At 59.8% G+C, this 22,357-nt stretch carries 22 protein-coding genes; 17 read left to right on the top strand and 5 right to left on the bottom strand.

Translation table 11 applies throughout. From position 1 onward, the window contains the following. Positions 1-8: 8 nt before the first annotated feature. Both pheT and ihfA read left to right on the top strand, forming a co-directional pair. On the top strand, positions 9-2,396 hold the full coding sequence (pheT, locus tag ACOWVD_RS05780) for a phenylalanine--tRNA ligase subunit beta (RefSeq protein ID WP_421105495.1): 2,388 nt from the start codon (positions 9-11) through the stop codon (positions 2,394-2,396). A gap of 4 nt (positions 2,397-2,400) precedes the next feature. Then, positions 2,401-2,697, top strand: coding sequence for an integration host factor subunit alpha (gene ihfA / locus ACOWVD_RS05775; protein ID WP_004931414.1), 297 nt, complete (start codon positions 2,401-2,403; stop codon positions 2,695-2,697). Positions 2,698-2,886: 189 nt separating this feature from the next. Here the strand turns inward: ihfA and ACOWVD_RS05770 are convergent, their stop codons facing one another. After that, on the bottom strand, positions 2,887-3,018 hold the full coding sequence (locus ACOWVD_RS05770; protein WP_015377698.1) for a hypothetical protein: 132 nt from the start codon (positions 3,016-3,018) through the stop codon (positions 2,887-2,889). 231 nt (positions 3,019-3,249) lie between these two features. On the opposite strand from ACOWVD_RS05770, the gene ACOWVD_RS05765 reads away from it, so the two are divergent. The 15 genes from ACOWVD_RS05765 (at position 3,250) to ACOWVD_RS05695 (ending at position 18,658) form a co-directional block, all read left to right on the top strand. Continuing rightward, positions 3,250-3,666, top strand: a complete 417-nt coding sequence (locus tag ACOWVD_RS05765; protein ID WP_004931413.1) for a DUF2502 domain-containing protein — start codon at positions 3,250-3,252, stop codon at positions 3,664-3,666. A 178-nt stretch (positions 3,667-3,844) separates the two neighbouring features. Then, entirely contained in the window at positions 3,845-4,852 is a 1,008-nt protein-coding gene (gene btuC / locus ACOWVD_RS05760; RefSeq protein ID WP_033633209.1) for a vitamin B12 ABC transporter permease BtuC, read from the top strand. Between the two features lie 45 nt (positions 4,853-4,897). After that, positions 4,898-5,449, top strand: coding sequence for a glutathione peroxidase (locus ACOWVD_RS05755; protein ID WP_004931411.1), 552 nt, complete (start codon positions 4,898-4,900; stop codon positions 5,447-5,449). 5 nt (positions 5,450-5,454) lie between these two features. Continuing rightward, on the top strand, positions 5,455-6,210 hold the full coding sequence (gene btuD / locus ACOWVD_RS05750; RefSeq protein WP_021505482.1) for a vitamin B12 ABC transporter ATP-binding protein BtuD: 756 nt from the start codon (positions 5,455-5,457) through the stop codon (positions 6,208-6,210). 396 nt (positions 6,211-6,606) lie between these two features. Further along, positions 6,607-7,761 carry a UDP-4-amino-4-deoxy-L-arabinose aminotransferase gene (gene arnB / locus ACOWVD_RS05745; RefSeq protein ID WP_049239982.1) on the top strand — a complete coding sequence of 385 codons (1,155 nt, stop codon included), beginning with the start codon at positions 6,607-6,609 and terminating at the stop codon, positions 7,759-7,761. Further along, on the top strand, positions 7,748-8,728 hold the full coding sequence (gene arnC / locus ACOWVD_RS05740) for an undecaprenyl-phosphate 4-deoxy-4-formamido-L-arabinose transferase (RefSeq protein WP_004931408.1): 981 nt from the start codon (positions 7,748-7,750) through the stop codon (positions 8,726-8,728). Before arnB ends, arnC begins: the two co-directional genes overlap by 14 nt. Further along, the gene (gene arnA, locus ACOWVD_RS05735; RefSeq protein ID WP_164095067.1) at positions 8,728-10,710 is read left to right on the top strand and encodes a bifunctional UDP-4-amino-4-deoxy-L-arabinose formyltransferase/UDP-glucuronic acid oxidase ArnA; all 1,983 of its coding nucleotides are present in this window, start codon (positions 8,728-8,730) and stop codon (positions 10,708-10,710) included. The genes arnC and arnA overlap by 1 nt, the downstream gene beginning before the upstream one ends. Beyond that, positions 10,707-11,612, top strand: coding sequence for a 4-deoxy-4-formamido-L-arabinose-phosphoundecaprenol deformylase (gene arnD / locus ACOWVD_RS05730; RefSeq protein ID WP_421105494.1), 906 nt, complete (start codon positions 10,707-10,709; stop codon positions 11,610-11,612). Before arnA ends, arnD begins: the two co-directional genes overlap by 4 nt. Further along, positions 11,609-13,273 (top strand): lipid IV(A) 4-amino-4-deoxy-L-arabinosyltransferase, encoded by a 1,665-nt coding sequence (arnT, locus tag ACOWVD_RS05725; RefSeq protein WP_164095032.1) that lies wholly within the window; start codon positions 11,609-11,611, stop codon positions 13,271-13,273. Before arnD ends, arnT begins: the two co-directional genes overlap by 4 nt. Next, positions 13,270-13,614, top strand: a complete 345-nt coding sequence (gene arnE, locus ACOWVD_RS05720) for a 4-amino-4-deoxy-L-arabinose-phosphoundecaprenol flippase subunit ArnE (protein WP_004931404.1) — start codon at positions 13,270-13,272, stop codon at positions 13,612-13,614. The genes arnT and arnE overlap by 4 nt, the downstream gene beginning before the upstream one ends. After that, positions 13,611-14,003, top strand: coding sequence for a 4-amino-4-deoxy-L-arabinose-phosphoundecaprenol flippase subunit ArnF (gene arnF / locus ACOWVD_RS05715; RefSeq protein ID WP_004931403.1), 393 nt, complete (start codon positions 13,611-13,613; stop codon positions 14,001-14,003). The genes arnE and arnF overlap by 4 nt, the downstream gene beginning before the upstream one ends. A gap of 176 nt (positions 14,004-14,179) precedes the next feature. Then, on the top strand, positions 14,180-14,644 hold the full coding sequence (locus ACOWVD_RS05710) for an NlpC/P60 family protein (protein ID WP_016927954.1): 465 nt from the start codon (positions 14,180-14,182) through the stop codon (positions 14,642-14,644). A 59-nt stretch (positions 14,645-14,703) separates the two neighbouring features. Then, complete coding sequence (locus ACOWVD_RS05705; protein WP_049239979.1) at positions 14,704-15,717, top strand: lipoate--protein ligase A; 1,014 nt, start codon at positions 14,704-14,706, stop codon at positions 15,715-15,717. Positions 15,718-16,227: 510 nt separating this feature from the next. Next, on the top strand, positions 16,228-16,959 hold the full coding sequence (locus tag ACOWVD_RS05700; protein WP_004931399.1) for an EAL domain-containing protein: 732 nt from the start codon (positions 16,228-16,230) through the stop codon (positions 16,957-16,959). A gap of 256 nt (positions 16,960-17,215) precedes the next feature. Continuing rightward, the gene (locus ACOWVD_RS05695) at positions 17,216-18,658 is read left to right on the top strand and encodes a protein adenylyltransferase SelO (protein WP_049239978.1); all 1,443 of its coding nucleotides are present in this window, start codon (positions 17,216-17,218) and stop codon (positions 18,656-18,658) included. Positions 18,659-18,691: 33 nt separating this feature from the next. Here the strand turns inward: ACOWVD_RS05695 and ACOWVD_RS05690 are convergent, their stop codons facing one another. Genes ACOWVD_RS05690 through ACOWVD_RS05675 form a run of 4 tightly spaced genes read right to left on the bottom strand, consistent with a single transcriptional unit; the run spans position 18,692 to position 22,338 of the window. Further along, the gene (locus ACOWVD_RS05690; protein WP_049239977.1) at positions 18,692-19,477 is read right to left on the bottom strand and encodes a heme ABC transporter ATP-binding protein; all 786 of its coding nucleotides are present in this window, start codon (positions 19,475-19,477) and stop codon (positions 18,692-18,694) included. Further along, positions 19,470-20,474 (bottom strand): FecCD family ABC transporter permease, encoded by a 1,005-nt coding sequence (locus ACOWVD_RS05685; RefSeq protein WP_004931394.1) that lies wholly within the window; start codon positions 20,472-20,474, stop codon positions 19,470-19,472. The genes ACOWVD_RS05690 and ACOWVD_RS05685 overlap by 8 nt, the downstream gene beginning before the upstream one ends. After that, positions 20,474-21,304 carry a heme/hemin ABC transporter substrate-binding protein gene (locus ACOWVD_RS05680; RefSeq protein ID WP_171403542.1) on the bottom strand — a complete coding sequence of 277 codons (831 nt, stop codon included), beginning with the start codon at positions 21,302-21,304 and terminating at the stop codon, positions 20,474-20,476. The genes ACOWVD_RS05685 and ACOWVD_RS05680 overlap by 1 nt, the downstream gene beginning before the upstream one ends. After that, a complete protein-coding gene (locus ACOWVD_RS05675) occupies positions 21,301-22,338 on the bottom strand; it encodes a hemin-degrading factor (RefSeq protein WP_019456012.1) in 1,038 nt (345 codons plus the stop codon). The genes ACOWVD_RS05680 and ACOWVD_RS05675 overlap by 4 nt, the downstream gene beginning before the upstream one ends. Between the last annotated feature and the right edge of the window lie 19 nt (positions 22,339-22,357).

Raw genomic sequence — 22,357 nt, 5'->3', positions numbered from 1 at the left:
AATATCACATGAAATTCAGTGAACTCTGGTTGCGCGAGTGGGTAAACCCGGCCATCAGCAGCGAAGCATTATCCGATCAAATCACCATGGCCGGCCTGGAAGTGGACGGCGTGGATCCGGTTGCCGGCGCGTTTAACGGCGTTGTGGTGGGTGAAGTGGTCGAGTGCGGTCAGCACCCGAACGCCGACAAACTGCGCGTCACCAAGGTCAACGTTGGCGGCGACCGCTTGCTCGACATCGTTTGCGGCGCGCCGAACTGCCGTACCGGCCTGAAAGTGGCGGTCGCCACCGTGGGCGCGGTGCTGCCGGGCGATTTCAAAATCAAAGCCGCCAAGCTGCGCGGCGAGCCTTCGGAAGGCATGCTGTGCTCGTTCTCCGAGCTGGGCATTTCCGACGATCATGACGGCATCATCGAGTTGCCGCTGGATGCGCCGATCGGCACCGACATCCGTGACTACCTGAAACTGAACGACAACACCATCGAGATCAGCGTTACCCCGAACCGCGCCGACTGCCTGGGTATCATCGGCGTCGCGCGCGACGTGGGCGTACTGAACCAGGTGGCGCTGACCGAGCCAGACATGAGCCCGGTGGCCGCTGCGATTGACGCCACGCTGCCGATCCGCGTTGACGCGCCGCAGGCGTGCCCGCGCTATCTGGGCCGCGTGGTGAAAGGCATCGACGTCAAGGCGCCAAGCCCGCTGTGGATGCGTGAAAAACTGCGTCGCTGCGGTATCCGCTCCATCGATGCGGTGGTTGACGTCACCAACTATGTGCTGCTGGAGCTTGGCCAGCCGATGCACGCTTTCGATCTGAGCCGCATCGACGGCGGCATCGTGGTGCGCATGGCGGAAGAAGGCGAAACGCTGAGGCTGCTGGACGGCAGTGAAGCCAAACTGAACGCCGACACCTTAGTGATCGCCGATCATCAAAAAGCGTTGGCGATGGGCGGCATCTTCGGTGGCGAGCATTCCGGCGTCAACGGGGAAACTCAGGACGTGCTGCTGGAATGCGCCTTCTTCAGCCCGCTGTCGATCACCGGCCGCGCGCGTCGTCACGGCCTGCACACCGACGCTTCTCACCGCTATGAGCGCGGTGTCGATCCGGCGCTGCAGTACAAAGCGATGGAACGCGCCACGCGCCTGCTGCTCGATATTTGCGGCGGTCAGGCCGGCCCGATTATCGACGTGACCCACGAGAACGAACTGCCGAAGCGCGCCACCATCACGCTGCGCCGCGAGAAACTGGATCGCCTGATCGGCCACGTGGTGCCAAGCGAGCAGGTCAGTGACATTCTGCGCCGCCTGGGTTGCCAGGTGACCGAGCAGGGCGACAGCTGGCAAGCGGTCGCGCCAAGCTGGCGTTTCGATATGGAGATCGAAGAGGATCTGGTGGAAGAAGTGGCGCGCGTTTACGGCTACGACAACATCCCGGATGTGCCGGTGCGCGCCGATCTGGTGATGACCCAGCATCGCGAAGCCGATCTGACGCTGAAGCGCGTGAAGACCATGCTGGTCGATCACGGTTATCAGGAAGCGATCACCTACAGCTTCGTCGATCCGAAGGTGCAGGCGCTGCTGCACCCGAATGAAGAAGCGCTGATCCTGCCAAGCCCGATTTCGGTAGAAATGTCGGCGATGCGCCTGTCGCTGTGGACCGGCCTGCTGTCTGCGGTGGTGTATAACCAGAACCGCCAGCAGACGCGTCTGCGCCTGTTCGAAAGCGGCCTGCGCTTTGTGCCTGATAGTGCGGCAGATCTGGGTATCCGTCAGGATGTCATGCTGGCGGGCGTGATCGCCGGCCATACGCACGATGAACATTGGGATCTGGCGCGCAAGCCCGTCGACTTCTATGATTTAAAAGGGGATCTGGAGTCCGTCCTCGAGCTGACCGGTAAATTATCCGAAATTCAGTTCCGGGCGGAAGCCAATCCGGCCCTGCATCCAGGGCAAAGTGCGGCGATTTATTTGCACGGCGAACGCGTAGGTTTCATCGGTGTGGTTCACCCGGAACTTGAACGTAAACTGGATCTTAACGGCCGCACCGTGGTGTTTGAACTGGAGTGGAACAAGCTTGCGAGCCGCGCCGTGCCTCAGGCGCGGGAGATTTCGCGCTTCCCGGCAAACCGCCGTGATATCGCCATTGTGGTGGCTGAAAACGTCCCCGCAGAAGATATTTTGGCCGAGTGTAAGAAAGTTGGCGTAAATCAGGTAGTTGGCGTAAACTTGTTTGACGTGTACCGTGGCAAGGGCGTGGCAGAAGGTGACAAGAGCCTGGCTATCAGTCTGGTATTGCAGGATACCGCTCGTACACTGGAAGAAGAGGAGATAGCCGCTACCGTTGCAAAATGCGTAGAGGCTCTAAAACAGCGATTCCAAGCATCCTTGAGGGATTGAACCTATGGCGCTTACTAAAGCTGAAATGTCAGAACACCTGTTTGAGAAGCTTGGGCTTAGCAAACGGGACGCCAAAGACCTGGTGGAACTGTTCTTTGAAGAGGTCCGTCGGGCTCTTGAGAATGGCGAACAGGTAAAACTGTCGGGTTTTGGCAACTTTGATCTGCGTGACAAGAACCAACGTCCGGGGCGTAACCCGAAGACCGGCGAAGACATTCCGATTACGGCGCGCCGTGTGGTGACCTTCCGTCCGGGGCAGAAGCTGAAAAGCCGGGTAGAAAACGCCAGCCCGAAAGGGTGAGTGACGTGACATCAAAAAAGGCCGCTTGCGCGGCCTTTTTCTTTTCTGAGACAAAATTCAGCCCATTCCTAATGGGCAATGCATGAATTAAGATTATTCATTAAATCACCTCGGCGAAAATTTATTTAATCTAAATTACGGAGTATTCTTATATCTTATTTTGTGTGGTGAGCAGCCATATTTATTGTTTCAATAACGGCCGTAATAATGGCCAGGGCCGTCGCCGCGGTGGCCACCGCCCCCGTGCGGGCCCCAGCAGCAGGCGCTCAGGGTTGAGGCCAGGGCTACAACGGTCAGCAGCATACCGATACGTTTAATCATCTTATAATCCTCCGGTGGAAATCCATTTAACTATAATTGCCGCGCCGCTTGAGAGACGTCAGTTATTCGTTAAATCTTGTCAGTGGTTATGATAATTAAAGGTGGCGGCAAACAGTGTAGGGATTGTGTAAGGCCGTCGAAAACAATCTGAAAATAGGCATCGGTGAGATAGTCGTTAAATAAGCACGCTGATATAACCACTGCAGCAAGAAAATAGAGTGAGAAGGTGAAATGAAAAAGATCCTGTTGCTGGTGTGTTTCCCGCTGTTGCTGCCGCTGGCGGCGAAGGCCGATGTCTCCGTCGATATCAACGTGCCGGGCGTTTCTCTGCATCTGGGGGATCAGGACCGTCGCGGCTACTACTGGGATGGCTACGACTGGCGTCCACCGCAGTGGTGGCATGCGCACCAGGGCCGCGGCCTGGGTGAGCGCAATGCGCGCGGTATGTACTGGGACGGCGGACGCTGGCAACCTTCGCCGCCGCGTGGCTATGAGCATCGTGGGCCGGAACGCAGCGGCAATCCATTCCACGGCGATCGCGATAGTGGCGACCACGACCGCCGTCATGACGATCGCGGTGACCATGACCGCCGCGATGGCGGCCGCGGCCAACCTTATCCACCGGGCAACTCCGGCCCGCATCGTTAATCCCTGAGTTTATCGGCGGCTGGTTTTGCCATCATTGTTGCGATGACGGGCAAGGCCAGTTGCTGCTTTCCTGAGCCACTATCTACGCAAGACTTCCCCTTGCGGCGTTAACCCCCTAATATTCGACTCAAACGTCAATTATCCGGCCACGACAGCGGCCGGCAGGGAACCGCCGCGCATGCCAACCAGCCGTACCTTCACCTTACTGTTGCAACATCAACGCTACCGCGATAAACGCCAGCTCAGTCTGTTGGCGCTGGGCGTGGCGGTGGCGTTGCTGGTCAGCCTTTGCGCCGGCGACCAATGGATATGGCCGTCAGAGTGGTTCAGCGATCGAGCTCAACTGTTTGTTTGGCAACTGCGTTTGCCGCGCGCGCTGGCGGTGATGCTGGTCGGCGCCGCCCTGGCGGTGGCGGGCGCGGTGATGCAGGCGCTGTTTGAAAATCCTCTGGCGGAGCCCGGTCTGCTGGGCGTAGCTAACGGCGCCGGCGTAGCGCTGGTGCTGACGGTGTTGTTGGGGCACGGTTTGTTGCCGGTGGCGCTGATGAGCGCCGCCGCGATAGCCGGTGCGCTGGCGATGACCTTCTTATTGCTGGGCTTCGCTCGCCGGCGACGTCTGACCAATGCTCGGTTGTTGCTGGTCGGCGTAGCGCTGGGCATCGTGTGCAGCGCGCTGATGACCTGGGCGGTCTATTTCAGCACCAGCCTCGATCTGCGGCAGCTGATGTACTGGATGATGGGCGGTTTCGGCGGCGTCGACTGGCGCCAAAAGTGGCTGGTGCTGGCGCTGCTGCCGGTGTTGCTGTGGCTGTGTGGCCAGGGCCGAGCGCTCAACCTGATGGCGCTGGGCGAGGTGCAGGCGCGCCAGCTCGGGCTGTCGCTGCATGTGTGGCGTAACCTGCTGGTGCTGGCGATCGGCTGGCTGGTTGGCGTCAGCGTGGCGCTCGCCGGGGTGATCGGCTTCGTTGGGCTGGTGATCCCGCATATTTTGCGGCTCACCGGCCTGACAGACCAGCGCTATCTGCTGCCGGCCTGCGCGCTGGCGGGAGCCGGGGTGTTGCTGGTGGCCGATGTGATCGCCCGCGTTGCGCTGCTGGCGGCCGAGCTGCCGATCGGCGTGGTGACAGCCACGCTGGGGGCGCCGCTATTTATCTGGTTACTGACCCGGACAAAAGGCGTAAGGTAGTTTTCTTCATTCACCTGCCATTAAAAAACCAAAGGATGACAACCGATGAGCAAGCCAATCGACAACCTGCCGTTACAAACCATCGAAAATCAGACGACCACGCTGGGTGCCTATCAGGGCAAAGTGCTGCTGGTGGTCAACGTGGCCTCGGAGTGCGGCCTGACCAAGCAGTACGAAGGGCTGGAAGCGCTGTACGAAACCTATCGCGAGCGGGGGCTGGAAGTCCTGGGGTTCCCGTCCAATGAATTCCTGGGCCAGGAGCCGGGCAGCAACGAAGAGATCCTGGCGTTTTGCCGCGGCACCTTCGGCGTGCAATTCCCAATGTTTGCCAAGATTGAGGTGAACGGCGAACACCGTCATCCGCTGTACCAAGCGTTGATTGCCGCACAGCCGGAGGCCGTCGCGCCGGAAGGCAGCGAGTTCCTGGCGCGGATGACCAGCAAAGGGCGTGCGCCGAAGCATCCCGGCGATATTCTGTGGAACTTCGAGAAATTCCTTATCGCGCGCGACGGCACGGTGATCCAGCGCTTCTCGCCGGACACCACACCTGAGGATCCGGCGCTGGTGGCGGCGGTGAAACAGGCGCTGGCAGGGTAATACGGATGCTGCAACTCGTTGAGGTTGGGGTGGCGGGGCGCCTGGCGCCTTTTTCGGCACAGATTGACGGCGGGTTGCAGGTTCACCTGATCGGCCCAAATGGCGCAGGGAAGAGTACCCTGCTGGCGCGGGTGGCGGGTATGCTGCCGGGGCGGGGCGAAGTCTGCCTGGACGGACGCGCGCTCTCCGATTATCCGGGGAGCGAGCTGGCGCGCCGACGCGGTTATCTCAGCCAGCAACAGCCGCCGGTGTCGCTGATGCCGGTGTTTCAGTATTTGGCGTTGCACCGGCCTGCCGGCGCGGCGCAAACCGAGGTGGAACACACCATCCTCTATCTGTGCCAGCGGTTGAAGCTGGTGGATAAACTGTCACGCATGCTGACACAGCTTTCAGGTGGAGAATGGCAACGGGTGCGGCTGGCGGCGGTATTGCTGCAGGTGTGGCCCAGCGTTAACCCGCACAGCCGATTGTTGTTGCTGGATGAACCAACCAATAGCCTGGATGTGGCGCAAAAGGTCGCGCTGGATCGCCTGCTGCGCGAATTCTGCCAAAGTGGGCGCAGCGCGCTGGTGTGCGCACACGATCTGAATCATACCCTGCAGCAGGCCGATCGGGTTTGGTTGTTGCACGCTGGGCAGTTGGTCGCGCAGGGCATCACCCGTGAGGTGATGGCGCCCGCACTGTTGTCGCAGATCTATGAAGTGGATTTCCACCTGCAGTGGGTGGGGAACCAGCGTTGGATCATGACCCGCACGGCTTAATTCGCCCTGGGGTATAAATATAAACGAAAACTAAACGTAGTGAATATAAATAGCCGGGTAATCATCGGCTATTATTGTGCCGCCTCTCATTTTCTCGTGAGTTTTCTTGAAAAACGCCAATGACGTGCTACGCTTGATTCGGCAAAAATAAAATAAGTAAATAATTATTAATAAATATAATTACCTGATTTACATAATAAATTTAAATTAATGATGACAGCGCCTATCCATCAGTTCTCTTACTGATGACAAGCCTCGTCTTAAGGTTTAGTTAAGCTTGCGGCCTTACATTGGCAGTTAATCCACGGAAACGATTCTTCTCTGGCGTTTAATATTCGTTAAACGAAAGGGATTTACAGTGTCATCAAAAGCAGCTCGATACGTTTGGGGTTAACTATGGATCAATTTTTGCCTTTCTCTCGTCCGGCCATCGGCGACGAAGAAATCGCCGCGGTAGAGAAAGTGTTGCGTTCCGGCTGGATCACCACCGGGCCGCAAAACCAGCAACTGGAAAATGACTTCTGTTCCACTTTCGGCTGTAAGCACGCCATCGCCGTCAGTTCCGCCACCGCGGGCATGCACATCACGCTGATGGCGCTGGGCATCGGGCCCGGCGACGAAGTCATCACCCCTTCGCAAACCTGGGTTTCCACCCTCAACATGATCGAACTGCTGGGCGCTACGCCGGTGATGATCGACGTTGACCGTGAGACCTTGATGGTCAGCGCCGCCGATGTCGAGGCTGTCATCACCCCCAAAACCAAAGCGATTGTTCCGGTGCATTATGCCGGTGCTCCCCTGCAGATGGATGCGCTGCGCGCCGTGGCCGAACGCCACCGCTTACCGCTGATCGAAGACGCCGCCCACGCGGTCGGCACGCGCTACAACGGCGAATGGGTCGGCGCACGCGGCACGGCGATTTTCTCTTTCCATGCGATTAAAAACGTGACCTGCGCTGAAGGCGGTCTGATCGCCACCGATGACGATGCGCTGGCGGATCGCCTGCGTTGCCTGAAGTTCCACGGTCTGGCCGTCGATGCCTTCGATCGCCAGCAGCTAGGACGCAAACCGCAGGCCGAAGTGGTGGAGCCAGGTTACAAGTACAACCTGTCCGACATTCACGCGGCGATCGCCGTGGTGCAGCTGTCGCGCTTCGCTGAGCTGAACGCACGGCGTAAGGCGCTGGCACAGCGCTACCTGAGCGCGTTGGAAGGCTCGCCGTTCCAACCGTTGGGCGTGCCGGATTATCCGCATGACCACGCCTGGCACCTGTTCATGGTCCGCGTCGATCCGGCGCGTTGCGGCATCGATCGCGACCAACTGATGGAGCGCCTGAAAGAGGTTGGCGTCGGCACCGGGCTGCATTTCCGCGCCGCGCACACCCAGAAATTCTACCGTGAGCGTTATCCACAGCTTTCTTTGCCGAATACCGAATGGAACTCGGCGCGACTGTGCACCTTACCGCTATTCCCTGACATGACCGACGCCGACGTGGATCGCGTGGTCAATGCCTTGTCTTCTGTTGTGGAGTCTTTACGTGTCTCGCGTTGAACCGATTAAAAAAGTGTCGGTAGTCATTCCGGTATACAACGAGCAGGAAAGCCTGCCGGCGTTGCTGGAGCGTACTACTGCCGCCTGTAAGCAGTTATCTCAACCTTATGAAATCATCCTCGTCGACGATGGCAGCAGCGACAACTCCGCTGACATGCTGACCGCGGCGGCGGAAAAGCCGGACAGCCACGTGATCGCCGTTTTGCTGAACCGCAACTACGGCCAGCACTCGGCGATCATGGCCGGTTTCAACCAGGTGACCGGCGATCTGGTGATTACGCTGGACGCCGATCTGCAGAACCCGCCGGAGGAGATCCCTCGTTTGGTCAGCGTGGCGGAAGAGGGCTATGACGTGGTGGGCACCGTGCGCGCCAACCGTCAGGACTCCTGGTTCCGCAAAAGTGCCTCGCGCGTGATCAACATGATGATTCAACGCGCCACCGGCAAGTCGATGGGGGACTACGGCTGCATGCTGCGCGCCTACCGTCGTCATATCGTTGAGGCGATGCTGCACTGTCATGAGCGCAGCACCTTTATCCCGATTCTGGCGAACACCTTCGCCCGCCGTACCACCGAGATCGACGTGCGCCACGCTGAGCGCGAGTTTGGCGACTCCAAGTACAGCCTGATGAAGCTGATCAACCTGATGTATGACCTGATCACCTGCCTCACCACCACGCCGCTGCGTTTGCTCAGCGTGGTCGGCAGCGTCGTGGCGCTGTCCGGGTTTGTGCTGGCGCTGGTGCTGATTGCGCTGCGTCTGCTGCTCGGCCCTGAATGGGCCGCCGGCGGCGTGTTCACCCTTTTCGCCGTCCTGTTCACCTTTATCGGCGCCCAGTTTGTCGGCATGGGGCTGTTGGGTGAATACATCGGCCGCATCTATACCGACGTGCGTGCGCGTCCTCGCTATTTTGTTCAGAAAGTGGTCGGTGCACAGCATGACCACAATACTCAGGAAGAAGAATGATGAAAGCTATTGTATTTGCTTACCATGATATTGGCTGCGCAGGTCTGAAAGCGCTGACTGAGGCGGGTTATGACGTGCAGGCCGTGTTCACGCACACCGACGACCCTGGTGAGAACAACTTCTTCTCCTCTGTGGCCCGTTTGGGCGCCGAATTGGATCTGCCGGTCTATGCGCCGGAAGACGTAAATCACCCGCTGTGGGTTGACCGCATTCGCGCACTGCAGCCGGACGTGATCTTCTCGTTCTATTACCGCCACATGCTGAGCGACGAGATCTTGTCGCTGGCGCCGCAGGGCGGTTTCAACCTGCACGGCTCGTTGCTGCCGCGTTACCGCGGTCGCGCGCCGGTGAACTGGGCGCTGGTGAATGGCGAAACCGAAACCGGCGCCACGCTGCACAAAATGGTGAAACGCCCGGACGCCGGTGACATCGTCGGTCAGCAGAAAGTGACCATTGCCGACAGCGACACCGCGCTGACGCTGCACAAAAAAGTGCTGGAAGCCGCGCAGATCGTGTTGAAAGAGCAGCTGCCGAAGCTGAAGAACGGCACCGCCACCTTCACCAAGCAGGATGAGTCTCAGGCCAGCTACTTCGGTCGCCGCACCCCGGCGGACGGTGAGATCCTGTGGCACAAATCCGCCAAAGAGATCAACAACCTGGTGCGCGCCGTCACCGAGCCGTACCCGGGTGCCTTCAGCTACCTCGGTCAGCGCAAGCTGATCGTCTGGCGCTCTCGCGTGCTGGACACCCAACACGATAAACAGCCGGGCACCGTGCTGAGCACCGCGCCGCTGGTCATCGCCTGTGGCGAAGGTGCGCTGGAGATCGTCGCCGGTCAGAACGACAGCGGTCTGTATGTGCAGGGCAGCCGCCTGGCGCAGGAAATGGGTATCGTCACCGACGTGCGTTTGGCCGCCAAGCCGAATGCCGTAATGAAACGCCGCACCCGCGTGCTGATCCTCGGGGTCAACGGCTTCATCGGCAACCACCTGACCGAGCGCCTGCTGCGCGATGACCGCTACGACATCTACGGTCTGGATATCGGTTCCGACGCCATCAGCCGCTTCCTCGACAACCCGCGTTTCCACTTTGTGGAAGGCGACATCAGCATCCACTCCGAGTGGATCGAGTATCACATCAAAAAATGCGACGTGGTGCTGCCGTTGGTGGCGATCGCGACGCCGATCGAATACACCCGTAACCCGCTGCGCGTGTTCGAGCTGGACTTCGAAGAGAACCTGAAGATCGTTCGCGACTGCGTGAAATACAACAAGCGCATCATCTTCCCGTCCACATCTGAAGTGTACGGCATGTGCGACGATAAAGAGTTCGACGAAGACCATTCGCGTCTGATCGTCGGGCCAATCAACAAGCAGCGCTGGATCTATTCGGTCTCCAAACAGCTGCTGGATCGGGTGATCTGGGCTTACGGCGCCAAAGAAGGCCTGAAGTTCACGCTGTTCCGTCCGTTCAACTGGATGGGGCCGCGCCTGGATAACCTGGACGCTGCGCGCATCGGCTCTTCCCGCGCCATCACCCAACTGATCCTCAACCTGGTGGAAGGTTCGCCGATCAAACTGATGGACGGCGGCGCGCAGAAACGTTGCTTCACCGACATCAACGACGGCATCGAAGCGCTGTTCCGCATCATCGAGAACCGCGACGGCCTGTGCGACGGCCAGATCGTCAACATCGGCAACCCGACCAACGAAGCGAGCATTCGCGAGCTGGCGGAAATGCTGCTGGAAAGCTTCAACAACCACCCGTTGCGCGATCGCTTCCCGCCGTTTGCCGGCTTCAAGGACGTAGAGAGCAGCAGCTACTACGGCAAAGGTTACCAGGACGTCGAGCACCGCACGCCGAGCATCAAAAACGCTCACCGCCTGCTGGGTTGGCAGCCGACCATCGAGATGAAGCAAACCGTCGCCGATACGCTGGACTACTTCCTGCGCACAACCGTTCAGGAAGGGAACGGTGCATGAAGAAAGTCGGTCTGCGGGTTGATGTAGATACCTTCAGCGGCACCCGTGAAGGGGTGCCGCAGTTGCTGGACCTGTTCGAAAAGTACGACATTCAGGCCAGCTTCTTCTTCAGCGTGGGACCGGACAACATGGGGCGCCATCTTTGGCGCCTTTTGCGTCCGAAATTTCTGTGGAAAATGCTGCGTTCGAACGCCGCCTCGCTGTACGGCCTGGATATTCTGCTGGCCGGCACCGCCTGGCCGGGGCGCAATATTTCGCGCGCGTTGGGGCCGCTGATGAAGCGCACCGCCGAAGCTGGCCATGAAGTCGGGCTGCACGCCTGGGATCACCAGGGCTGGCAGGCCAAGGTCGGCAAGTGGAGCGAGGCGCAATTGACCGAGCAGGTGCAATTGGGTGTCGACGCCCTGAGCGCCTGCACCGGCCAGCCGGTGAAATGCTCCGCCGTGGCGGGCTGGCGCGCCGATACGCGCGTGCTGGAGGTCAAGCAGCGCTTCGGCTTCCATTACAACAGCGATTGCCGCGGCACTCATCCGTTCCGTCCGGTGCTGAGCGACGGGCGTCACGGTACGGTGCAGATCCCGGTGACGTTGCCGACCTTCGATGAAGTGATTGGCAGCGAAGTCAGTATGGCCGACTTCAACGACTATATTCTGCGCGCCATCGAGAACGATCGCGGCGTGCCGGTGTACACCATTCACACCGAAGTGGAAGGCATGTCGCAGACGGCGATGTTCGAACAGTTATTGCAACGCGCACAGCGGCAGAGCATCGAATTCTGTCCGCTGAGCGCGCTGTTACCGCAAGATTTGGCGTCACTGCCGTTGGGCCGCATCAAGCGCGCTCCTTTCCCCGGCCGCGAAGGTTGGCTGGGCTGTCAAACCGATGTGAAGGACGTTACATGAAGGCGCTAAAAGGATCCTGGGCCATTCTGCTGGCCGTTTTTTTTGCTCTGGTTTACCTGATCCCGCTTAATGGCCGCCTGCTGTGGCAGCCGGATGAAACGCGTTATGCCGAGATCAGCCGTGAAATGCTGCAGCGCGGCGATTGGGTGGTGCCGCATCTGCTGGGGCTGCGCTATTTCGAAAAGCCGGTAGCGGGTTACTGGTTCAATAACATCAGCCAATGGCTGTTCGGCGAAAACAACTTTGCGGTGCGCTTCGGCTCGGTGTTCAGCACCGGCATGACCGCATTGCTGGTGTTCGCGCTGGCGATGCTGATGTGGCGCAATGCGCGCCGCGCCAGCCTGGCGGCGCTGATGTTCCTGTCGATGGTGCTGGTGTTCAGCATCGGCACTTACAGCGTGTTGGATCCGATGATTTCGCTGTGGCTGGCGGCGGCGATGGTCAGCTATTACCTGACGCTGAAGGCCTCCTCGGTCAAGGGCAAGCTGGGCGCTTACGCCTTGCTGGGTCTGGCCTGCGGCATGGGCTTTATGACCAAGGGCTTCCTGGCGCTGGCGGTGCCGGTGATCGCGGTTATCCCGATTGTCATTCAGCAACGCCGCATCAAGGATCTGCTGTGCTATGGCCCGGTGGCGATCGTGACCGCTACGCTGCTCAGCCTGCCGTGGGCGCTGGCGATCGCGCAACGCGAACCCGATTTCTGGAATTATTTCTTCTGGGTCGAGCATATTCAGCGTTTCGCCGAAGATAATGCCCAACACAAGGCGCCGTTCTGGTATTACCTGCCGGTTCTGCTGGCGGCGGTGCTGCCTTGGTTGGCGCTGCTGCCCGGCGCGCTGCTCAAAGGTTGGCGCGAGCGCGTACAGCGTCCGGAGCTGTTCTTCCTGCTGAGTTGGGCGCTGATGCCGCTGATCTTCTTCAGCATCGCCAAAGGCAAGCTGCCGACCTACATTCTGCCGTGCATGGCGCCGCTGGCGCTGCTGATGACCGCCTATGCGGAAGACTATGCCGCCACGCTGCGCGCCAGGCTGTTCAAGGCCAACGCCTGGTTGAACGGCCTGTTCGGGCTGATCGGCATCGTGGCGCTGGTGGTGTTAAGCTCCGGTCTGCTGCCGAAAGCGAATCTGTTTACTCCCCAGGAGTGGCCGAAAGTAGTGCTCGGCCTGATCGCCTTCGGCGGCTGGCTGCTGTTCGCACTGGTTTCTGCGCGCGATAACGGCCGCCAATGGCGCTGGGCGGCGGCTTGCCCGGTGCTGCTGTGCCTGGTGATCGGTTACGCCATTCCGCAACAGGTGACCGATTCCAAACTGCCGCAAAACTTCGCCCGCGCCACGATGGCCGAACTGAGCGACAGCCGCTATGTGTTGAGCGACAGCGTCGGATTGGCGGCCGGCCTGGCCTGGGAACTGAAGCGCAGCGACGTGCTGATGTACAGCCAGAAAGGCGAGGTGGCCTATGGTCTGGAGTATCCGGACGCCAAGGGGCACCTGATCAGCGATGCCGACTTCCCGCAGTGGCTGGCGCAGGCGCGCAAGCAGGGAAATGTGTCGCTGGTGTTGCAGCTGTCCCGTGATGAAGCGCTGCCGCAGGAGCTGCCGGCCGCAGACAAGGTGGATCGTATGAACCGCCTGGTGCTGATGTGGTATAAACAGCAACCATGATCGGTTTTTTGTTGGTGATAGTGGTCAGCCTGCTCACCTGTGGTGGGCAGCTGTGCCAGAAACAGGCGGCGCACTGCTGGGAACGGGCAGACGAGGCGCGGCTGAAACAGACGCTGCGCTGGTTGGCGCTGGCGGTGTTGCTGTTGGGGCTGGGCATGGCGGTGTGGCTCAATGTGTTGCAACGCCTGCCGCTCAGCCTGGCTTACCCGATGCTCAGCCTGAACTTCGTAATGGTGACGCTGGCGGCGCGCTGGCTGTTTCATGAGCCGACAACCGTTCGCCACTGGTGCGGCGTGGCGTCGATTATGCTGGGGATCCTGCTGATGAGCGTGCATTCATGAGGGGCTATGCCTGGGGCGCCGCCAGCGTGTTGCTGGTGACGCTGGCGCAGTTGCTGATGAAGTGGGGCATGGTGCAAATCCCGCTGATGTCGTTCGCCGACGTCTCGTTGGCGCTGATCGGCGACTACTGGCTGCCGCTGCTGGCGGTGGGCGGTGGCATCTTCGGTTATGCGCTGTCGATGCTGTGTTGGTTCTTTGCGCTGCGCCATCTGCCGTTAAACCGCGCTTATCCTCTGCTGAGCGTCAGCTATGCGTTGGTTTACCTGGCGGCGGTGATCCTGCCGTGGTTTAACGAATCCGCTACGCTGCTGAAAACGTTGGGCACGCTGTTTATTCTGTTCGGCGTCTGGCTGATTAACAGCAAACCCGAGACAAAATCGCCGCAATAGCGCCAAAACCGGCGATCCCGCCATTATCTCCCTTATGGCGCTTGCCTTTTTCACCGTGCGGGAGATAAATTAACGCCAAATGGCGCTCTCCTTACGTGATGCCGGCTTTGCCTCGCAGGCGGTGTGGTGGTGTACCGGATGGCATAATGCGGCGACGTGTTCAATGAAGGGATATTATGCGGATGCGTGTGTGGTTTTTATTAGCCAGTTTGATCCTCGCCGGGTGTAGCAGCCATGCGCCGCCGCCCAGCGGCCGCCTCGCGGACTCTATCGTGGTGGTGGCCCAGCTCAACGAACAGTTGCGCCAATGGTACGGCACGCCATACCGTTACGGCGGTCTGGATCGCGGCGGCGTAGATTGTTCCGGCTTTGTTTACCGCACGTTCCGCGATCGCTTCGACATGCAACTGCCGCGTTCGACCGAAGAACAAACCTCACTGGGCACCAAGGTTTCACGCGATGAGCTGATGCCGGGCGATCTGGTGTTTTTCAAAACCGGCGGCGGTGAGAACGGCCTGCACGTCGGCATTTACGATACCAACGACCAATTTATCCACGCGTCGACCAGCCGCGGGGTGATCCGCTCCTCGCTCGATAACGTCTACTGGAAGCGGGTGTACTGGCAGGCGCGACGCATTTAGCCTTAACCCGTTGATTTGGTGTATCATGGCGGCATCTCGTGTTTTGAACGGTGCCTGCCATGAACAGCCTGCGTTTACTGATCTCCGACTCCTACGATCCCTGGTTCAACCTGGCGGTGGAAGAGTGCATCTTCCGCGAAATGACCACGCAAAAAATTCTCTTCCTGTGGCGCAATGCCGAAACGGTGGTGATTGGCCAGTCGCAGAATCCCTGGAAAGAGTGCAATACCCGGCGTATGGAGCAGGACGGCATTCGGTTGGCGCGGCGCAGCAGCGGCGGCGGGGCGGTATTTCACGATCTGGGCAATACCTGCTTCACCTTTATGGCCGGCAAACCGGGCTACGACAAGAGCGTCTCGACCGACATCATTCTGCAAGCGCTGCGGCAGTTGGGCGTCACAGCCGGCGCGTCGGGGCGCAACGATCTGGTGATGGAAACCGCCGACGGGCCGCGCAAAATATCCGGCTCGGCCTATCGAGAAACGCAGGATCGCGGTTTCCACCATGGCACGCTGCTGCTGAATGCCGATCTGGAACGGCTGGCGGACTACCTGAACCCGGATCCCAAAAAGCTGCAGGCCAAGGGTATCACTTCGGTGCGTTCGCGCGTCGCCAACCTGGCGGAGTTTTTGCCGGGCATCAGCCATGAGCAGGTATGCGACGCTATCGTGCAGGCCTTCTTCGCCCACTATGGCGAAACGGCCGAGCCGGAGATCATTTCGCCGGATGTATTCCCCGATCTGCCCGATTTTGCCGCGCAGTTCGCCAAACAGAGCAGTTGGGAATGGAATTTTGGCAAGGCGCCGACGTTCAGCCACTTGCTCAACGAACGCTTTGTCTGGGGCGGCGTAGACCTGTTCTTCGATGTGGAGAAGGGGGCGATCGTTCGCGCGCAGGTATTCTCCGACAGCCTGAATCCCGCCCCGCTGCAGCGGTTGGCGGAGATTCTGGTGGGCTGCGCGTATCGAAGCGAGTCCGTTGCCGCTTGCTGTGACCGGCTGATGGCGGACTATCCTCAGCAGGCGGCCGAATTAACCGAGCTGCGGCAATGGCTGAGCGAAACGATCCGCTAGCGCAGGCCTGGTGATGAAGGGATGAGCGTGCTCATCCCTTTTTTTATCGCTGAAATCGACGTTTTGCATGGTGGTAGCGCAGATTTTCTGAAAATCAAGGTGGGCATTTTTTTACGTTTTCAATGCCGCGAATAACGGGCGGAATTGATGCGTTATTAAATTTAATCAGTCGTCGTTAACGGCAGGGAAAATTGGCGTTAAGAAGGAAAGATTATTTTACTTTATTTAGGATTTTTCTTAAATAAAACAAAGGAGATAAGTCAAATTTAGCCATAAATCCATTCAACTTAAGTCAAATACCTTTTCGCATAACGCGTTTGGCGGCTACCTTGGCATAAGTTCGGCTGCTTTTCTTTGCGCCTTTTACGATTGTCGTATAGCTTTAATCTATCAATTAAATGATATTTCATGGGTATTTACATTGATATTTCCGATTAATCCCAGAGGGATTGATCGATAAAATATATTGATATACGATGATACGCTAGCCATTCATCCTGTGGCATTAAAATGAACATCCAACTCGAAGCTGACTTTATTAGTAGCTATGTTTTTCAACCTGTTTACTCAATGGAGGGCGGGCTGTTGGCGGTGGAAATGTTGAGCCGTTTCAACAGTCTCGACGGTGATTTAGCCATGCCGGCCGAAATTGGGATTAATTTATTGGCGCCTGAACAAAGGATTGAGTTATTTAATGAGCAACTGAAACTTGCGGAGCAGCATGCGGCTTGGTTTACCGATAACAACGTACAGTTGACCATCAATATCGAAGAAACCATCGTTGAGCTTATTCTTTCCGATTCGGCGTTGTGCCAAAGGATCGGGCAATATCCTTTTATTGCATTTGAAATGAGTGAGAGTTTTCCGAATCTTTCGGCCGGTAAGAACAACCCGAGCGTGCGGCGATTAAGCGAAATGTTTACGCTGTGGCTCGATGATTTCGGTTCCGGTAAGGCCACGTTGACCGCGTTGTACGATGGTTTGTTTGACTACGTAAAGATAGACAAACGTTTTTACTGGCAGCTGTTTACCCATCAGGGGTATGACGTGGTCATTGACTCGTTGTTAAAGAATATCAACCTGTTATGTAACGGCGTGATCGTCGGAGGAATAGAGAAAAAAGAGTATTTTAATAAACTCAGATACGCCGGTGTTTTAGGCCTGCAAGGTTTTTTATGGCCCAGCGTTGGTGTGGATAATCTGCAAGCTTTGCTAACGATGCCCAGCGAGTTCAATAATTAAGAAGTGATATAAAAAGCTACACCCTATGAGGTAAATAATGCGCGGGGTGAGGTTAACGTGATTCCGCCGTCGTTATTCACCTCGTTTGGGGCTGATAATCGCGTTTGTCCGCCAGCGTTAAACCGCGTTCCCACCGCCAGGCGGAAGCGCCAAACTCCCTGCATCCGTCCTGACGGCAGGCGGATGCGTTCTCCCTGCATTCCTTCGGTGTTAATCCGCCCGTTCACGCTCTACACTACGCTGAAACGGAGGGCCTATGCCGCAGTTCGATAACGCTTACTACCAACAGTTACCTGGTTTCTACACCGCTCTGAATCCGACGCCGCTCAAGGATACGCGCCTGCTGTACCATAGCGAGCCGCTGGCGCGCGAGCTGGGGCTGGATGAAAGTTGGTTTACTCAGGATAAAACCCCGATTTGGGCGGGAGAAACGCTGCTGCCGGGCATGCAGCCGCTGGCGCAGGTGTACAGTGGCCACCAGTTCGGCGTGTGGGCCGGGCAACTGGGCGATGGCCGCGGCATTTTGCTGGGCGAACAGGTCATGGCGGACGGCAGTCACCGCGACTGGCACCTGAAGGGCGCCGGGCTGACGCCGTATTCACGCATGGGTGATGGCCGCGCGGTGCTGCGTTCGGTTGTCCGCGAGTTTCTGGCCTCTGAGGCGTTGCACCATCTGGGGATCCCCACCACGCGTGCGTTAACTATTGTCACCAGTCAACAACCGGTATATCGCGAGCAGCCGGAACGCGGCGCGATGCTGCTGCGGGTGGCGGAAAGCCATGTGCGCTTCGGCCACTTCGAACACTTTTACTACCGCAAACAGCCGGAGCAGGTGCGGCAGCTGGCGGATTTCGTCATCGCCCGTCACTGGCCGCAGTTGCAGGATCAGGCCGAGCGTTACCTGATGTGGTTTACCGACGTGGTCGAACGTACGGCGCGCCTGATCGCCCATTGGCAAACCGTCGGATTCGCCCACGGCGTGATGAATACCGACAACATGTCGATTCTCGGCATCACCATCGATTACGGCCCTTACGGCTTCCTCGATGACTATCAGCCCGGCTATATCTGTAACCACTCCGACCATCAGGGGCGCTACGCTTTCGACAATCAACCGGCGGTGGCGCTGTGGAACCTGCATCGCCTGGCGCAAACACTGTCGGGGTTGATGAGCACTGAACAGCTGCAGCAGGCGCTGGCGGCGTATGAACCGGCGCTGATGCGCGCTTACGGTGAACAGATGCGCGCCAAACTCGGCTTCTTCACGCCGACGGCGCAGGATAATGACGTGCTCACCGGTCTGTTGAGCCTGATGGCGCAGGAAGGGCGGGACTATACCCGCACGTTCCGCCTGTTGAGCGAGACCGAACAGCAGCAGGCGCAGTCGCCGCTGCGCGACGAGTTTATTGACCGTGCGGCGTTCGATGCCTGGTATCAGCAGTATCGTCAGCGTTTGCAACAGGAGCAGGTGAGCGATGCGGATCGGCAACGATCGATGAAGGCGGTGAACCCGCGCCTGATCCTGCGCAACTATCTGGCGCAGCAGGCGATTGAGGATGCGGAGAAAGACGACGTGGGCCGTTTGCGGCGGTTGCATCAGGCCCTGTTGCGGCCGTTCGACGAGGCGCCGGAGTATGACGATCTCGCCGCGCTGCCGCCGGACTGGGGCAAGCATCTGGAGATTTCCTGCTCCAGCTGAGATGAAAAAGGGCGCCTAATGGCGCCCTTGACGTTATTGACGCAGGTAGACCTGCGGCAGCGGCACTTCGGGATGATGTACTACGCCGAGATCGGCCTGATACCAGCGGGTGAGGATCTCTGTCTGCAGCACCTCCTGCGGCGTGCCGCTCGCCACCAGGCGCCCCTGATGCAACAGCAGGATCCGATCGGCGTACAGCGCGGCCAGATTAAGATCGTGCAGCACGCAGCAGACGCCCAACGGCTGTTGGCGCGTCAGCGAGCGCAGCAGGCGCAGGGTGTGCTGCTGGTGGTACAGATCCAGCGCCGAGGTCGGCTCGTCGAGAAACAGCCAGGCGGGGGACGGTTGCGGCTGCCACAGCTGCGCTAACACCCGCGCCAGTTGCACCCGCTGCTGTTCGCCGCCGGAAAGCTGACGGTAGTCGCGCTGCGCCAGCGCCAGGCAGTCGGTTTGCGCCATTACCTGCTGGATCGCCTGGTGCTGGTCGCGTTTGCCGTGCGGCGCCCGCCCCATGCTGACCACTTCTTCCACGCTGAAGGAAAACGCCAGATCGCTGTACTGGCGCATCACGGCCCGGACTTTGGCCAACTGTTGCGGTGCCCAGTGTTCCAGCGGGCGGTCAAGCAGCCGGCATTCGCCGCAGTCCGGCGTCAGATAGCCGGTCAGCAAGCGCAGCAGCGTCGATTTTCCGGCGCCGTTAGGGCCGATAATCGCCACCATTTCACCGCCGGCGAGGCTGAGCGAAACGTCGTTGATCAGGCGGCGCGCACCGAGGCTGTAACGCAGCTCTCGGGCCGTCAGGCAGGCGGCGTTATCCACCGGTTCGCTCCCGCTGGCGCATCACCAGCCACAAGAAGTAAGGACCGCCGATCAGGCTGGTCATCAACCCCACCGGCATTTCGGCCGGCGCCACCAGCGTGCGCGCCAGCGTATCGCTGACCAGCAACAGGCAGGCGCCGCCCAGCGCGGAGCAGGGCAGCAGCCAGCGGTGATCGCCGCCGAGGCGCATGCGCACCAGATGGGGCACCACCAGACCGACGAAGCCGATCACGCCGCTCATCGCCACCGCCGCGCCGATCAGCAGGGCGCTCAGCAACAGCAGCTGCAGCTTGGCGCGCTGGACATTCACCCCGAGGTAGTGGGCCTCTTCATCCCCCAGCTGCAACAGGTTCAGCCGGCGTGCCTGCAGCAGCGTCAGCAGCGCCGTAGGCAAAATCAGCGAGGCGGAAACCGCCAGCGTCGGCCACTGCGACTGGCTGAGGCTGCCCATCATCCACAGCGAGAACTGGCGCAGCTGTTGATCGCTGCTGACGTAGGAGAGCACGCCGATGGCCGCCATGCACAGGGCGTTGATGGCGATGCCCGCCAGCAGCAGTCGCGAAAGATTGCCATGCCCGCTGCGGCTGATGCCGTAGATCAATAACGATACCAGCAGGCTGCCGAGGAACGCCGCCAGCATATGGCCGTACAGCGCGATCGTCACCGGCAACGCCAGCGGCATCACGATGAACAGCGCGACAAACAGCGCGCCGCCGCTGCTGATGCCCAGCAGGCTAGGATCCGCCAGCGGGTTGCGGAACAGCCCCTGCATCACGGCGCCGGACACCGCCAGCGCGCAGCCGATCACCACCGCCAGCAGTACGCGCGGCAGGCGGATATTCAGCCAGATGTGCCAGGCGGCGTCGCTGAACGGTTCGCGCCACAGGGTGCGAAACGACAGCGTCAGCGCGCCCAGGTTGGCGGCGACCAGCGCCAGCAGCGTCAGCAGCACCAGCAGACCGATGATGGCCCACTGAGGCGAGGTGCGGCAGCGCATTACTTTTGCTCCGCCGCGTGGCGCAGCTTGGCCAGCGCCGCCGGCGTTTCCAGGCCGAAGCCCAACAGCGCCATGTCATCGACAATCAGCACGCGACGCTGCTTGCCCGCCGGCGTCAGCGCCAGACCCGGCAGCGTCCACAGCTGCTGTTCGCCGCCGAGGGTGCGCACGCCGTCGGTGGTGACCAGCAACAGATCCGGCGCGCTGGCGATCACGCCTTCCTGCGACAGCGGGCGGTAGCGGTCAAAGCCCTGCATGGCGTTTTTCAGGCCGGCGGCGGCGATCACCGCGTCGGCGGCGGTGTGTTGCCCGGCGGCCATCGGCGTAATGCCGCCGTGGCTCATCACAAACAGCACCTTGACTGGCAGCGGAGTGGTATCGACCGCCGCCAGCTGCTGTTGATAGCGCTCGCTCAACTGCTTGCCTTGCTCAACGCGTTGCAACGCGGCGGCGATCGCGGCGATCTTCTGCGGCACCGCCTGCAGGGTGGTGTCGCCCGGCACGCTGACCACTTTGACGCCGCTGTCCGCCAGCTGTTTGAGCACCAGCGCCGGCTGTGCCAGCTCGGTCGTCAGCACCAGCGTCGGCTTCAGCGCCAGAATGCCTTCGGCGTTCAGCTGGCGCATATAGCCGACGTCCGGCAGCTTTTTCACCGCTTCCGGGTGCAGGCTGGTGCTGTCACGGGCGATCACGTCGTCGCCGGCGCCGAGCGCAAAGGCGATTTCCGTCACGTCGCCGCCGATCGAGACGATGCGCTGCGCCGCCGCGGTGGTGAGCGGCAGCGCCAGCGTCATCATCAGCGCCAGGCGGCGGATTAAGGAAGATTTCATGCGGCGATATCCTTGGCGGCGAGCGCAGCAACCTGTTCGCGCCACTGGGTTTGCTCCGGCTGGCCTTCGGTGCGTTGGCCATACAGCTGCGCGATCTGCGTGCCGTCTGCGGCGAACAGCTCCAGGCTGGTGACGATGCCGTCCTTGGTCGGTTTGCGGGTGATCCAGCTTTCGGCGATGGCGCCTTCAATCAGATGCAGCGTGAAGCGGCGGTTGAACACGTTGATCCAGCCTTCCTGCGGCATCAGACGTTCGATCTGGCCGGTGAAGATCTGCACGCAGCCGCGGTTGCCGACGAAGATCATGATCTCGTTTTGCTGCTGCTGCGCCGCTTCCAGCAGCTGCGACAGCGCGCTGTTGTCTACCTGATAGGCCAGATCGTCGCCGACGGCGCGGAAGGCCTGCTGGCGCGTCAGCTTATTGCGGCTCAGCAGCTGGAAGAACTGGTGAACGTCGGTCATCGCGCGCCATTCAGCGTCGATTTTGGCATGATCCTGCGTCGTTTCATCCGCGGTGCTCGCCTCGGCGGGCTGCAGGGCCAGCGCCGGGTTTTCTTCGCTCAGATGGCGCTCCACCAGCGCCATCCAGGCCGGCAGATCGGTTTCTTCGGTGGTATAGACCTTGTGCAGCGCATCGCCCTGTTGGTCGAAGAACTGAATGCTGTGGCGCACGCCGCGCTTGTTGGTTTCGCTCATGGCGAAGACGCTGGTCCAGTGGTTGAGGAACAGGCGCAGATCCAGCTCGCGCGGGTTGAGGATCAGCCCGGCGTGGCCGTTTAGGTGCTGGTTGCGGTAGCGGCCCATCTGCTCATGTACCGCATAGCTGTTGCGGGTGATGGACTTGGTGACGCCCACTTGCTCGAGTTCGGTCAGCAACGTGCGGGCGTCGGCCTGCAGGCGGCGGGCGTCGTGGCCAACGCGGGCGTGCGTCAGTTCCGCTTCGCTGACGCCGAGGATCGCCGCCAGATCGCGGGCGTATTTGCCGGGGTGGTCGATTTTGGCCTGTTGGTAGCGTTCGTATAGGGTGTTGCTCATGCGGGATTCTCCTGCGCTG

It is taken from the genome of Serratia sp. SA088, assembly GCF_049065515.1.
Lineage (GTDB): Bacteria > Pseudomonadota > Gammaproteobacteria > Enterobacterales > Enterobacteriaceae > Serratia > Serratia nematodiphila.
This window is presented reverse-complemented; position numbering and strand designations above follow the sequence as displayed.